This is a genomic window from Cupriavidus sp. 291-E7 (assembly GCF_057798835.1).
Genome location: NZ_JBYOJV010000006.1, coordinates 318,525 through 330,683 on the forward strand (window position 1 = coordinate 318,525; position 12,159 = coordinate 330,683).

The following is a 12,159-nucleotide window of genomic DNA, read 5'->3' on the forward strand; positions in this document are numbered from 1 at the left end:
GCCGAAGCCTACATTACAGCCACCGCGGGTTCCGCCCGCGATCTCTGCCAATAAGTAGGAACAGCACAACCATGAAGACCCTCGCCCTCTCCCTGCTCTGCGCCATCGGCCTGTCGGCTGGCGCCACCGCCACTCAAGCTTCGCAACCGGTAAACGACCTCGCCCGTCTGGACGGCAGCATTGGCCGCACCATCGATCCGTACCTGGACGGCGCCCGCGGCGTGACCGAAAAGCGTGATGTGTACACCGAAGGCGCACGCTCGGTGACCGAAAAGCGCGACGTCTACACCGAAGGCGCACGCACCGTGACCGAACCGCGCGACACCTTCAGCGAAGGCGCCTGATCCCCCAGCTTCGCCAACCCAGGCGAAGCAAGTCCGGCAAAGCACTCCCCCGGTTTTGCCGGACACCTCACACAGCGCAAGTTACTGCCCGAGATCGTCGAGATCCGCCCCCATCATCGATTCGATGGCTTCCATGAACGCGCGAACCTTGCGCGGCTGGAGTCTTCGGTCGGGCAGTAACGCAAAAACTCTCAGCGGCGGCAACGGGTAGTCCGGCATCACCCGCACCAGCCTGCCCTGCGCGATCTCCGTCTCCGCGGCCGTCATCGGCACCCGTGCAATTCCCAGACCCGCCAGCGCGGCCTGCATGCGCAGTTCGGCGTTATAGGTCTGCATGCGCGGTCGGATCGGCACCGGGATCCGCTGTCCCTGACGTGAAAACTCCCAGACCGAGGCACCCGGCGTGGCCAGCGTCGGCATATTGGACAAGTCTTCGGGCTTCATTTGCACCGGCAGGCTTGCGGCCAGGCTGGGCGCGGCCACCAGGCCGCGTTCCACATTCCAGATACGGCGTGCGATGGTGCCGGAATCGGGCAGTTCGGTATCGACTGTGACGAAGGCAATGTCGAAACCCTCGCGGATCGGATCGACCAGCCCCTGCGCGATTTCCACGGTGATGTCGAGCGCGGGATGCGCGGCCAGGGTCCGGCAGATGACGCCGCCCAGTTGCTGGGCGCCGAATTCGTAAGGCGTGGCAATGCGCAGCATGCCCTGTACGCGCTCCTCGCGCGCCAGTGTCTCCTGGCGGATCTCGCGTAGCCGTGCAAACAGCGGCGCCACATCGCGATAAACCGCACCACCGGCATCGGTCAGCCGCATGCGGCGTGTGGTGCGTTCCAGCAGCTTGGCGCCGATCGCGGTCTCCAGCCGGATGACCGCCGCCGATACGCGCGACTTCGGGCAATCGAGCGCCGCCGCCGCCGCCGTAAACGTACCCTGCTCCACCACACAGCAGAACGCCTCCCAATCATTCCACTGGATTGTCTCGTTCACCGGACCCATTCCCTTGTATGACATTGTTTTCGTGGCTGCCCCTGGTGGGATGTCGCGCCCGTCTTCTCACGAGCCCAGCCCCACCGCCGCCGGCCGCACATTATGCGATAGACAGGTTCGTCTCGTCAGTGCCGTGGATAGTTCCGCCGTGGTTGCCGCGCAAGTCAAAAGGTTGCTCCGGGCTGGCAAAGCAGGCACATTTCCTCTACCCTTTCGGCCTTCCAGACCCCATCCAGACCCTTTCAGACCCATCATGGCGCATCCTGCCGATTCCGCTACGACCCATGCACCGGTTGCCGGTACGACAGAAAAGCCGAGCGACAGCTATGTGCAGTCGTTCGCGCGCGGCCTGTCGGTGATCCGCGCGTTCAACGCCAGCCATCCGGCGCAGACGCTGACGGAAATCGCGCAGGCCAGCGGCCTGACGCGCGCCGGGGCGCGGCGCATCCTGCTGACGCTGGTGGGACTGGGCTATGTGCAGAACGACGGGCGTCTGTTCCGCCTGACGCCAAAGATCCTGGACCTTGGTTTCGCGTACCTGACGTCGATGCCGTTCTGGAACCTGGCCGAACCGGTCATGGAATCGCTGTCGCAGTCCGTGCACGAAAGCTGCTCGATTTCCGTGCTCGACGGCACGGAGATTGTCTACGTGCTGCGCGTGCCGGCCCGCAAGATCATGACGATCAACCTGTCGATCGGCAGCCGGCTGCCCGCCTATTGCTCGTCGATGGGCCGTGTACTGCTGTCCGGCCTTGACGACGCCGAACTCGATCGCGTGCTGCGCGCATCGGACCTGCAGCCGCGCACGCGCCGCACTGTCACTGGCGTCGACGAACTGAAATCGCTGATCGCCGACATCCGCACGCGGGGCTGGGCGCAAAACGATCAGGAGCTGGAAGAGGGACTGGTGTCGCTGGCGGCGCCGATCCGCAATCGCGGCGGCCAGGTGATTGCGGCGCTGAACATCAGCGGCCAGGCCAATCGCACCAGCGCGCACGAAATGGTGGACCAGTTCCTGCCGCCGCTGCTGGAAGCAGCCGAGAAGATTTCCGCGATGGTGAGTTTGCGGACCTGACCGGCGGCGTCGCGCAAACCTTCTGATATCCCCTGCATTCGCGGCCGCGCCCCGGAATTCCATCCGGTGGCACCGCAGCATTTTTCTCCTCTGCTCTCCCCGTTCGAAAACCGGTTGGCATTCGCCAATCGGTGAACCTCCGCGCTCTGCTTTGCATGCATCGGATTTTCCGATCAGCCATACCGAAATAACTTGTTTCGGCAATAACGCGCACTACGATTACGCTCAACGGCTAATACACCTATAAGAAGGCGGCCGACTCCCGGCTGCCCGCGAGGAGGCAATGATGGCCAGGACACCCACAAGAGACGAAGTCGATCAACGGCGCCGCAGCATGATGAAGGGCGGTGCGGCCTTGACGCTGCAGGCGTCGCTCGGATTCGCCGCCACGCGCGCCTTTGGCGCGGCGAATACGGCGGAAATGCCATTCGAAAATGGGCACCGGCAACTGGTGGCGTTTCCGCAAAAGCGCCCTCTGATCTTGCTGACGAATCGGCCGCCGCAACTCGAAACCCCGTTCGAGGTATTTGGCGAGAACGTCATCACGCCCAACGATGCATTTTTCGTCCGATATCACTGGAGCGGTATTCCCACATCGATCGACGCATCGACCTATCGCCTGAAAATCGACGGCCACGTAGCGCGTCCCGTGGAACTGAGCCTGCAGGAACTGCGCAAACTCGGCAACGCCGTCGACCTCGTGGCGGTCAACCAGTGCTCCGGCAATGGCCGCGGCTTTTTCTCGCCGCGCGTCAACGGCGGGCAACTGGGCAATGGCGCGATGGGCAATGCGCGCTGGACCGGCATCCCGCTGAAAACCGTGCTTGAGAAAGCCGGCATCAAGGCCGGTGCCGTGCAGGTCAGCTTCAACGGTCTCGACCGGCCGCCTCTCGAAACCGGCCCGGACTTCGTCAAGGCGCTGTCGATGGACCATGCAATGGATGGCGAAGTCATGTTGGCCTGGGCCATGAACGGCAAGGACATGCCGATGCTCAACGGTTATCCGTTGCGGCTGGTTGTGCCGGGCCACTACGGTACCTATTGGGTCAAGCACCTGTCCCATATCGAGGTACTCGACAAGCCCTTCGAAGGCTTCTGGATGAACCCCGCATATCGCATCCCGGCCAACGACTGCGCTTGCGTGCCACCGGGCACCGCGCCGGCCAGTACGGTGCCCATTGGCCGATTCAATGTGCGGTCCTTTATCACCAGCCACATGCCGGGCAGCTTTGTCCGGTCCGGGCAGCCGATCACGGTCAAGGGGATTGCTTTCGACGGAGGCCAGGGTATTGCCGACGTCGCGTTCTCCGAGGATGGCGGCGCAACCTGGCGTCCGACCGAACTGGGCAAGGACCTCGGCCGCTATTCGTTCCGCGAGTGGAGCGCGGCGTTTCGTCCGGAACGGAAAGGGGAGTTCGACCTGCGGGTGCGCGCCAGAACCCGGTCCGGCGAAATCCAGCCGCTGACGGCAAGCTGGAATCCCGCCGGATATATGCGGAATGTCGTGGAATCCACGCGCATCCTGGTGGTTTGACACGGAGGTCGCCATGAAACTACATCACGCCTTGATGCTGGCGATGTCATGCGCACTGGGTGCCGCGTCGGCGGCGTCGAACGCTCGCCCGGTCGAGATCAAGCTGCCGCAGGAAACCGCCAGCTACAAGCCGAGCACGCTGCCCGGTTACAACCTCACGCTGCAGAATTGCATGATCTGCCATTCGGCCCAGTATGTGTCCACGCAGCCGTCGACCTCGACGCGCGCTTACTGGGACGCCACGGTCAAGAAGATGAAGAAGCCGTTCGGGGCGCCGCTCAAGGATGAGGACATCCCCGCTATCGTCGATTACCTGGTGAAAACCTACGGGGCGGAGCAGCCGCAGGCCGCGGCGTCCAATGGGTCGGCTGCCCGGTGATTAGCGCGGCAAAAAAAATAAAGGCCGCCCATGTGGGCGGCCTTCTTTCGACAACGCTCTCAGCGAGGCCCTGTCCTCGGTTCCCACGACACCGCCACATCGCCTTTCACGAACGTCTGGCACGCCATGCGATAGCCGGCGCGCAGGTCGTCGTCGCTCAGGTGTTTGCGTTCCTTCGGCTTGACGGTATCGGTGTGTTCGAGTCCGCTTTCGATCCGGCACTTGCAGGTGCCGCAGATACCGCCGCCGCACTTGAATGGAATGCCGCCCTGCTCGCGCAATGACACGCGCAGCAGGTTGCTGTTTTCCGGTGCGGTCACGGTCTTGCCGCTATTGGTCACGAACGTGATTTCGACGGTGCGCGTCTGCGGCACAGCGCCGCCGCTATCGGTATCGGTGTCTTCGGTCACGGTGGCATCGGCTTCGGTGTCGGCCCGCATCATTGCTTCCTTATCGAGAGATCCATGCTGCCGAAATGCGCCAGCTTCTGCAGCGCTTCATGAGCAGCGGCGAGCGTATCGAAACGCTCCAGGAACTTGGTCGGCACGTGATTGACCAGCGGCTCGGCTTCATCGCCGCCCGACTCATCGATCACGCGCACCTTGATGGTCTGTTTTACTTCCGTCAGTTCGGCGATGACGAAGATCGCCTTGGGTCGCCCGTAGAACAGGTATTCCCATGTCTCGCGCGGCTCCACGCCGGGCACGGCTTCGGTGCGGAACTGGCCGGGCTTGCTGGTCAGGATCACGAACATGTCAGGCCGCCAGTTCTTCCTGCTCCAGCTCGATGTCGTGCGTGAGCCAGATCTGACAAGTGAGCCGGAAGCCCTGGTCCAGGCGCTCGCCGAGCTGCTTCTTTTCTTTCCAGTTGGGCGGCGGCAGGTGCTCCGCACCGGCCAGCACCTTGCACGCGCACTTCGAGCACTTGCCCATGCCGCATTCGTAGCGCAGGTTCGGATACGGAAACTGCTTGATGCCGGCACGCACGACGAGGTTGGTCTCCGGCTTGACCTCGTCAGCAAACACCTGGCCGTTCTTGTGGAAGACTACTTTCGGCATAAGACTCTCTGAAAACGCGCTAATCAATGAATCGACGGTTCAGTGCCACAGGAACATGGCGCAGAGCGTGGAGACGAACAGTCCGGCAAGCACCGGCAGCAGCAGCGCGCGTACGGCGTCTAGCACCGGCACCCGCGCAAACCCGGCCACGGCGATCAGCGACGACCAGGCGATCAGCGTGCCGCCGCCCGTCCATACCGCACCCATCTGCCCGACGGCGGCGAGCGTCGCGGAATCGAATCCCACCACCGGACCCAACGCACCAGCCAGCGTGCCGGTCAGCGGCAGCCCGGCGAACCCCGAGCCGTCGATGCCGGTGATCATGCCCACCAGCAGCACGCCAAACGCCACCAGCACGTGGTTGTCCGGAATCATGTGCTGGTAAGCCTGAATCAGCTCGAACAGCAGGCTCGGCGCTTTGCCGCCGGCATCCACGCCCAGGATCTGTGCCGCCGTTTCACCGGCGCCCACGAAGAAGAAGCCTGCGATCGGCAGCACCGATCCCATCGCCTTGAACGCGAACACAAAGCCATCGGTGATGTGGTCCGGGCAGACATCGAGCATCTTGCGCGGGCCTTCGGCCGCCAGCGTGGCCAGCATCATCAGCAGCGCCGCCACACCGCCCACCAGCGCGGCAGCGGCGCCGCCCTTCAGATCGGGCATGCCCGACGCGACTTTCGGCAGCACCATCAACGTGACCACGCAGATGAACGCCAGCGGCGTCAGCACTGCAAAGAACTTGGACCACTTCACGCGGCGGCGCGCCACCATCGCCAGGCTTTGCTCGATATTGGCGTCGGTGACCAGCGGCTCTTCATGCGATGTACCGCGTGCGATCTCGGCCTTGTCGAAGGTACCGGTCGCTTCCACCGCGGCATCCGTTCCCGTGGCTCGTGCCTGCCAGCGATCAAGCAGTGCGCCATTGGCCGGCACGATGTGACGGCGCATGGACAGGTAGGCCAGCGACAGCGCGATGGCGCCGGTGATGATCGACAGAATCAGCGCGCGGTCCGCCACCACCGCGGCACTGACCGCCGCACCGGCGGCCTTGGCACTGATGCCTGGCGCCACGCCGATCACATAGTCGGACGACAGCGCCATGCCCTGACCCGCGATAGCAATCGCCATCGCACCGGCCAGCGGCGGCAGGCCAGCTGCAATGGCGGCCGGCAGCAGGATCGCCGAAACGAGGGGCACCGCCGGCGTTGGCCAGAAGAACAGTGAAATCACGTAGGTGATACCGGCCAGGATGAAGTAGGCGCTATGGCCGTTCTTCATGACCACCCGGAATGGCTCGACCATGCGGATATCCGACCGCAAGGTCTTTAGCGCATTGAGCAGCGCCGTCATGAAAGCGATCACCAGGAAGATGTTGAACAACTCCTTGGCGGCGACCAGGCTTGCGGAAAAGATGCCGCCCAGTGCACTGATCGGGCTGCCCGTGATGGCCAGGATCACGAGAAAGGTGCCCAGGATGGATGGCACCACGACATTGGCTCGCAGGATCATGGTCAACACGATCACTGCCACACCTAGCAGATACACCCAATGTGCCAGGCCGATCTCAACGGTTTGTTGCATGAGGCTCCCCTTTTCCTGGAGGCCCTTGTGGGGGCGGTATAAGAATTCTGTGCTTCGGTTTTTTTGTATACTATATCCCGACAGAGATCGAAAACAAGCGAAAACTGCTCGACCTAGGGAAATCACCCGAGCGGTGCGCGAAACCAACCACAATCGGCCACAACGCACGGTTCTAGCGCATCGCGCACCACTCTGGAAGGCGCCATTGCTTTGGGAAAACCCTCTGGTTTTTTTCGAAACTATGTGTAGACTGTATACCGAAATACCTTTCGAGACTTCCGAGACGCTTTTGCCATGCTCCACGTCACAGACGCGATGATCGATCGCCACGTCACGGCCGCCGATGCCCAGGCCGCGATGTTGGAAGCCTTCCAGAGTTTTGGCCGCGGCGACGCCGCCATGCAGGAACGAATCCGCACAGAGGCCGGCGGCGTGAAGCTCTCGACGCTCGGCGCGGTCATTCCGGCCCAGCAAGTGGCCGGCGCCAAGGTCTACACAACCATCGCCGGTCAGTTCTCTTTTGTCATCCTGCTGTTTTCGACGGTTGACGGACGCCCGCTTGCTTCATTCGACGCTGGCGCTATCACGCGACTGCGCACGGCAGCCTGCACGGTGTTGGCGGCACGCAAGCTGGCACGCCCCGGCGCGGACACGCTGGCATTGTTCGGTGCGGGCACGCAAGGGGTGCAGCACGCGTTACAGCTGTCCGCCGCGTTGCCGATCAAGCGGATTCTTGTCTGCGATCCGTATGCCGATGCGGGCGCCGCCGAGCGGCTGGCCGGGCAGTGCGGCATACCGGTCGTCTTTGCCCAGGCAGAAGAAGCCGTCGCCGCAGCGGACATCATCGTGACAGCGTCACGCTCCACCACGCCGCTGTTCTCCGGCGCGATCGTCAAACCCGGCACGTTCGTGGCGGCGATCGGTTCGAGCCTGCCGCATACACGCGAACTCGACGACACCCTGTTGGCCCGCGCCCGTGCCGTGGTGGTGGAATGGCGCCCGCAATCGCTGCGCGAGGCCGGCGATCTGGTACTCGCCGACAAGGCCGTGTTGCCCGACGCCAAGATCGTCGAGCTGGCCGACGTGCTGCTGGAAACCCGCGCCGTGCGCGAGCATGCCGACGACATCGTGATCTACAAATCGGTGGGTGTCGGACTCGAAGACGTGGCATTGGCAGGCGTGGCCTGGCAGCGCATCGCCGCCGCGGAGGCCGCCGCCGCCTGATACCGAATTCATGCAGGTCACCGCCTTGCGCGGTTTTTTTATCGTCTGATCATCGTTGTAGAAAGTATACAAATCCTCTCAACCCGAATGTCACAGAACAGGAGCCCCCAAATGGCCGAACTGATGAACCGTGAAGACTTCCGCGCCGCCCTGGAAAACGCCATCAAAGGCAAGAGCGCCAACCAGGCGCCGTTCAGCAAGGCATGGGCCAGCGGCACGCTGAGCCGCGAGCATCTGGCGCGCTGGGCCGAGAACCACTATCACTATGTGGGTCCGTTTGCCGACTACCTTGGCTACATCTACGCCCGCACGCCGGACCACATGACCGAGGCCAAGGACTTCCTGCTGGCCAATATGTACGAGGAAGAGATTGGCGGCGATCGTCATACCGACCTGCTGATCCGCTTTGCCGAGGCCTGCGGCACCACGCGCGAGCGGGTGGTGAGCCCGGACAACATGTCGCCCACCACGCGCGGCCTGCAAAGCTGGTGCTATGCCGTGGCCATGCGCGAAGACCCGGTGGTCGCCGTGGCGGGCCTGGTGGTCGGCCTGGAGTCACAGGTGCCGTCCATCTATCGCAAGCAGACGCCCACGCTGCGCGAGAAATATGGTTTCACCGATGAAGAGGTCGAGTTCTTCGATCTGCACATCGTGTCCGACGAAATCCACGGCGAGCGCGGCTACCAGATCGTGCTGGAGCACGCCAACACGCCCGAGCTGCAGCAGCGTTGCCTGAAGATCTGCGAAATCGGCGCGCAGATGCGTCTGCTGTACACCACCGCGCTGTACTACGACTACGTCGACACCAAGCCTGAAGCCGCCGCCGCCTGAGCCGCGATGCCAGGTAACCGGACTCGTGCGCCGCGCGGGTCCGGTGTCTCTCCGAACCAGAACCAAGGCCCCCGCAAGATGACCGAGACGTACCGCAACTACATCGACGGCGAATGGTGCGACAGCGCCAGCGGCCGCACGCTCGACAACGTCAACCCTGCCGACACGCGAGAGATCGTCAGCCGCCACGCGGCTTCCGACGCGCGCGACGCCGCCGCGGCCGTGGCTGCCGCTGCAGCCGCATTCGACAGCTGGAAGAAAACGCCGATCGGCAAGCGCGCGAAGATCCTCAATGACGCCGCCGCCCATCTGGAAGCCAATGCCGATTCCATCGCCGCCGAGCTGACGCGCGAGGAAGGCAAGTCCCTGAACCTGGCGCGCGACGAAGTCATGCGTTCGGCACAGACACTGCGCTTCTACGCCGTGGAAGGCCAGACGTTCAGCGGCGAAAGCTATCCGAACGACGATCCGGACATGCTCGTGTACAGCCTGCGCGAGCCGCTGGGCGTGGTCACCGTGATTTCGCCGTGGAATTTCCCGGTGTCGATTCCCGCGCGCAAGATTGCGCCGGCGCTGATCACGGGCAACACCGTGGTCTTCAAGCCTTCGTCGGATGCGCCACTGTCGGGCTACCGGCTGGCCGAAGCATTCGTGAAAGCGGGCATTCCGAAAGGCGTGCTCAATTTCCTGACCGGCAGCGCCGCCGAGGTGGGTCCGACCATCGTCGAATCGCGCCCCGTGCGCGCGGTGTCGTTCACGGGTTCCACCGCTGCCGGCGAGCAGATCCACAAGTCCGTGCCGATGACCACGCGCACGCAGATGGAGCTGGGCGGCAAGAACCCGTTGATCGTGATGGAAGACGCCGACCTGGATCGTGCCGTGGACCTGGCCATCAAGGGCGGCCTGTCGCTATCGGGCCAGGCATGCACCGGCACCAGCCGCATCCTGGTGATGCGTGAGGTGAAGCAGGCCTTCACCGACAAGCTGGTGGCCAAGGTGAAGACGCTCAAGATCGGCAGCGGCATGACGCCGGGCATGGACCTTGGTCCGCTGGCCACGCGCAAGCAGCTTGAAACGGTGCTCGGCTATATCGCCACCGGCAAGCAGGAAGCCACACTGTTGTGCGGCGGCGAGCAACTGACCGATGGCGATTTCGCGCACGGCTACTACGTGGCGCCGGCCGTGTTCACCGACGTCACGCAGCAAATGCGCATCGCCCGGGAAGAAATCTTCGGCCCGGTGCTGGCCATCATCGAAGTGGATAGCTACGCCGATGCCATCGCCCGCGCGAACGACACCGAATACGGCCTGTCCGCCGCCATCGCCACACGCAATCCGCGCTACATGCACGACTTTGCCCGCGACATCGAATCGGGCACGGTGAAGATCAACCGCACTACCACCGGCAACCTGGTCAACGCGCCGTTCGGCGGCCTCAAGCGCTCAAGCACCTCGACGTTCCGTGAGTCGGGCCGTGCCGGCCTGGAGTTCTACACGCAGATCAAGACCGTCTACCAGGGCGTCTGAAAAACGTCGGTTACGAAATTTAGGAAACAGCCATGAAGAAAGCCATCAAGCTCGAACTGAAGGAAGCCCGCCACATGGTGGCCGCCGCAATCCGCAAGGCCGAGGAAATCGGCGTGCTGGAATCGGTCTGCATCGTCGATGACGGCGGCTATCCGCTGCTGCTCGAACGCATGGACGGCGCACGCATCACCGGGCCGCAGATTGCCTGGAACAAGGCATTCACGGCCGCCGGCCACAAGCGGTCCACCCATCTTTTCAACACGGCGCCGAATGGCCCGGCCCTGCCTGGCAACGAAGCCTTTGGCATCCAGTGGAGTTTCGACGGCAAGTTCGCCGTGTTCGTCGGCGGCTATCCGATCGTGGTCAACGGCGAAGTCATCGGCGGCGTCGGGCTTTCGGGCGGCAATGGCGAGCAGGACACCGCGTGCGGCGTGGCCGCGCTCGAAGCCCTGCGCGACCTGCTGGCCGCGGAAGACCTGACCGTATTGGCCCAGGCCGACATCAAGAAGTAAGCGCAGGGGGAATCGTCATGTCCCATCGGGTGGAAGTCGCGGAAACGCAGCAGGTATTCATGGTGGCTCCCGGTGAGTCTGTGCTCGACGCCGCGCTGCGCAGCGGCGTCAGCCTGGCGCACGAGTGCACATTCGGCGGCTGCGGTACCTGCCGCATGCGAGTCGTGGAGGGGTCGGTTTCCTACGAGGAATTTCCGATGGGGCTGACCGAAGAGGAGCACGCCGAGGGCTTCGCGCTCGCGTGCCAGGCGCGGCCCGATGGCGATCTCGTGATCAGCACCGCGCGCGCATCGGCACCGTTGATACCGGCGCGGCGCGCTTCGGCATCGGTACTGTCGGTGGCGCCGCTCGGCCCCGACGTGCTGCACCTGCGCCTGGCCCTGCCCGACGATGAACCGTTTGTGTACGAGCCGGGTCAGTACCTGAAGGTACTGCTTGACGACGGCACCCATCGGAGCTTCTCGATGGCATCCGCGCCGGGCGGCAACAGCGTGGACTTTCACGTGCGCCAGATCGCCGGCGGCCGGTTCACGTCGGACCAGCTTCCACAGTTGCGCGCAGGCGACCGGCTCGAAGTGGAACTGCCGCATGGCAACTTCAGCCTGCGCAAGGAAGACTACCGCCCGCTGCTGATGGTGGCCACGGGCACCGGGCTTGCGCCGATCAAGAGCATGCTCGAATCGCTGATGGATGATCCCGACTGCCCGCCCGTCTGGCTCTATTGGGGGATGCGCTCGGCGGCGGATCTGTATTTGCACGACGAAATCGCCACATGGCGCGAACGGCTCTATGACTTCCAGTACGTGCCGGTGCTGTCACGCGCCGACGATAGCTGGCAGGGCCGCCGCGGCTATGTGCATGAAGCCGTGGCCGCTGACCTGGAAGACTTGTCGGAACATGCGATCTACCTGTGCGGATCGCCCAACATGATCCGCGATGCCAAGCAAACGTTCATGGTGCTGGGCGCGCAAACCCCGTTCCTCTATTCGGACGGATTCACGTTCCAGCACGCAGGCGGATGATTCGCCGAAACGTGGCCGGCCTGGCACCCGGTAGATGTCTACCCCAATGTCTTCCATTAGGAGGTGACGGTATACAATA

General features: G+C 63.5%; 14 protein-coding genes. 9 read left to right on the forward strand and 5 right to left on the reverse strand.

Going from position 1 to position 12,159, the window contains the following annotated elements; all coding sequences use genetic code 11:
- The first annotated feature begins 71 nt into the window (after positions 1-71).
- Positions 72-344 (forward strand): hypothetical protein, encoded by a 273-nt coding sequence (locus AC3FLX_RS13630; protein WP_488697289.1) that lies wholly within the window; start codon positions 72-74, stop codon positions 342-344.
- Positions 345-425: 81 nt separating this feature from the next.
- Here the strand turns inward: AC3FLX_RS13630 and AC3FLX_RS13635 are convergent, their stop codons facing one another.
- Positions 426-1,337: a LysR family transcriptional regulator gene (locus AC3FLX_RS13635; protein ID WP_488697291.1), complete on the reverse strand. Its 912-nt coding sequence runs from the start codon at positions 1,335-1,337 to the stop codon at positions 426-428.
- A 253-nt stretch (positions 1,338-1,590) separates the two neighbouring features.
- Here AC3FLX_RS13635 and AC3FLX_RS13640 point away from each other — a divergent pair, with 253 nt between their 5' ends.
- The 3 genes from AC3FLX_RS13640 (at position 1,591) to sorB (ending at position 4,325) form a co-directional block, all read left to right on the forward strand.
- Positions 1,591-2,412, forward strand: coding sequence for an IclR family transcriptional regulator (locus AC3FLX_RS13640; RefSeq protein ID WP_488697293.1), 822 nt, complete (start codon positions 1,591-1,593; stop codon positions 2,410-2,412).
- Between the two features lie 286 nt (positions 2,413-2,698).
- Positions 2,699-3,946, forward strand: coding sequence for a SorA family sulfite dehydrogenase catalytic subunit (gene sorA / locus AC3FLX_RS13645; protein ID WP_488697295.1), 1,248 nt, complete (start codon positions 2,699-2,701; stop codon positions 3,944-3,946).
- A gap of 13 nt (positions 3,947-3,959) precedes the next feature.
- Positions 3,960-4,325: a SorB family sulfite dehydrogenase c-type cytochrome subunit gene (sorB, locus tag AC3FLX_RS13650; RefSeq protein ID WP_488697297.1), complete on the forward strand. Its 366-nt coding sequence runs from the start codon at positions 3,960-3,962 to the stop codon at positions 4,323-4,325.
- A gap of 59 nt (positions 4,326-4,384) precedes the next feature.
- On the opposite strand, the gene AC3FLX_RS13655 is transcribed toward sorB, so the two are convergent.
- From AC3FLX_RS13655 to AC3FLX_RS13670, 4 genes are all read right to left on the reverse strand, one after another.
- Positions 4,385-4,699 carry a 2Fe-2S iron-sulfur cluster-binding protein gene (locus AC3FLX_RS13655; protein ID WP_488697362.1) on the reverse strand — a complete coding sequence of 105 codons (315 nt, stop codon included), beginning with the start codon at positions 4,697-4,699 and terminating at the stop codon, positions 4,385-4,387.
- Positions 4,700-4,764: 65 nt separating this feature from the next.
- Positions 4,765-5,079: a ferredoxin gene (locus AC3FLX_RS13660; protein WP_488697299.1), complete on the reverse strand. Its 315-nt coding sequence runs from the start codon at positions 5,077-5,079 to the stop codon at positions 4,765-4,767.
- Between the two features lies 1 nt (position 5,080).
- Positions 5,081-5,383: a 2Fe-2S iron-sulfur cluster-binding protein gene (locus AC3FLX_RS13665; protein ID WP_488697301.1), complete on the reverse strand. Its 303-nt coding sequence runs from the start codon at positions 5,381-5,383 to the stop codon at positions 5,081-5,083.
- A gap of 39 nt (positions 5,384-5,422) precedes the next feature.
- Positions 5,423-6,964, reverse strand: coding sequence for a hypothetical protein (locus tag AC3FLX_RS13670; RefSeq protein ID WP_488697302.1), 1,542 nt, complete (start codon positions 6,962-6,964; stop codon positions 5,423-5,425).
- 294 nt (positions 6,965-7,258) lie between these two features.
- Here AC3FLX_RS13670 and AC3FLX_RS13675 point away from each other — a divergent pair, with 294 nt between their 5' ends.
- The 5 genes from AC3FLX_RS13675 (at position 7,259) to AC3FLX_RS13695 (ending at position 12,080) form a co-directional block, all read left to right on the forward strand.
- A complete protein-coding gene (locus AC3FLX_RS13675; RefSeq protein WP_488697304.1) occupies positions 7,259-8,188 on the forward strand; it encodes an ornithine cyclodeaminase family protein in 930 nt (309 codons plus the stop codon).
- Between the two features lie 111 nt (positions 8,189-8,299).
- The gene (locus tag AC3FLX_RS13680; protein ID WP_488697305.1) at positions 8,300-9,019 is read left to right on the forward strand and encodes an iron-containing redox enzyme family protein; all 720 of its coding nucleotides are present in this window, start codon (positions 8,300-8,302) and stop codon (positions 9,017-9,019) included.
- A 78-nt stretch (positions 9,020-9,097) separates the two neighbouring features.
- Positions 9,098-10,546, forward strand: coding sequence for an aldehyde dehydrogenase family protein (locus AC3FLX_RS13685; protein ID WP_488697307.1), 1,449 nt, complete (start codon positions 9,098-9,100; stop codon positions 10,544-10,546).
- Between the two features lie 32 nt (positions 10,547-10,578).
- Positions 10,579-11,058 (forward strand): heme-binding protein, encoded by a 480-nt coding sequence (locus AC3FLX_RS13690; RefSeq protein WP_315597552.1) that lies wholly within the window; start codon positions 10,579-10,581, stop codon positions 11,056-11,058.
- Between the two features lie 17 nt (positions 11,059-11,075).
- Complete coding sequence (locus AC3FLX_RS13695; RefSeq protein ID WP_488697309.1) at positions 11,076-12,080, forward strand: 2Fe-2S iron-sulfur cluster-binding protein; 1,005 nt, start codon at positions 11,076-11,078, stop codon at positions 12,078-12,080.
- The last annotated feature ends 79 nt before the right edge of the window (positions 12,081-12,159 follow it).

What these genes read in the sequence shown, in the direction of transcription:
- AC3FLX_RS13680 (WP_488697305.1), top strand. Translation starts at nt 8,300, where the DNA reads ATGGCCGAACTGATGAACCGTGAAGACTTCCGCGCCGCCCTGGAAAAC.
- AC3FLX_RS13695 (WP_488697309.1), top strand. Translation starts at nt 11,076, where the DNA reads ATGTCCCATCGGGTGGAAGTCGCGGAAACGCAGCAGGTATTCATGGTG.
- sorB (WP_488697297.1), top strand. Translation starts at nt 3,960, where the DNA reads ATGAAACTACATCACGCCTTGATGCTGGCGATGTCATGCGCACTGGGT.
- AC3FLX_RS13690 (WP_315597552.1), top strand. Translation starts at nt 10,579, where the DNA reads ATGAAGAAAGCCATCAAGCTCGAACTGAAGGAAGCCCGCCACATGGTG.
- AC3FLX_RS13665 (WP_488697301.1), bottom strand. Translation starts at nt 5,383, where the DNA reads ATGCCGAAAGTAGTCTTCCACAAGAACGGCCAGGTGTTTGCTGACGAG.
- AC3FLX_RS13640 (WP_488697293.1), top strand. Translation starts at nt 1,591, where the DNA reads ATGGCGCATCCTGCCGATTCCGCTACGACCCATGCACCGGTTGCCGGT.
- AC3FLX_RS13660 (WP_488697299.1), bottom strand. Translation starts at nt 5,079, where the DNA reads ATGTTCGTGATCCTGACCAGCAAGCCCGGCCAGTTCCGCACCGAAGCC.
- AC3FLX_RS13675 (WP_488697304.1), top strand. Translation starts at nt 7,259, where the DNA reads ATGCTCCACGTCACAGACGCGATGATCGATCGCCACGTCACGGCCGCC.
- AC3FLX_RS13630 (WP_488697289.1), top strand. Translation starts at nt 72, where the DNA reads ATGAAGACCCTCGCCCTCTCCCTGCTCTGCGCCATCGGCCTGTCGGCT.
- AC3FLX_RS13685 (WP_488697307.1), top strand. Translation starts at nt 9,098, where the DNA reads ATGACCGAGACGTACCGCAACTACATCGACGGCGAATGGTGCGACAGC.
- AC3FLX_RS13670 (WP_488697302.1), bottom strand. Translation starts at nt 6,964, where the DNA reads ATGCAACAAACCGTTGAGATCGGCCTGGCACATTGGGTGTATCTGCTA.
- sorA (WP_488697295.1), top strand. Translation starts at nt 2,699, where the DNA reads ATGGCCAGGACACCCACAAGAGACGAAGTCGATCAACGGCGCCGCAGC.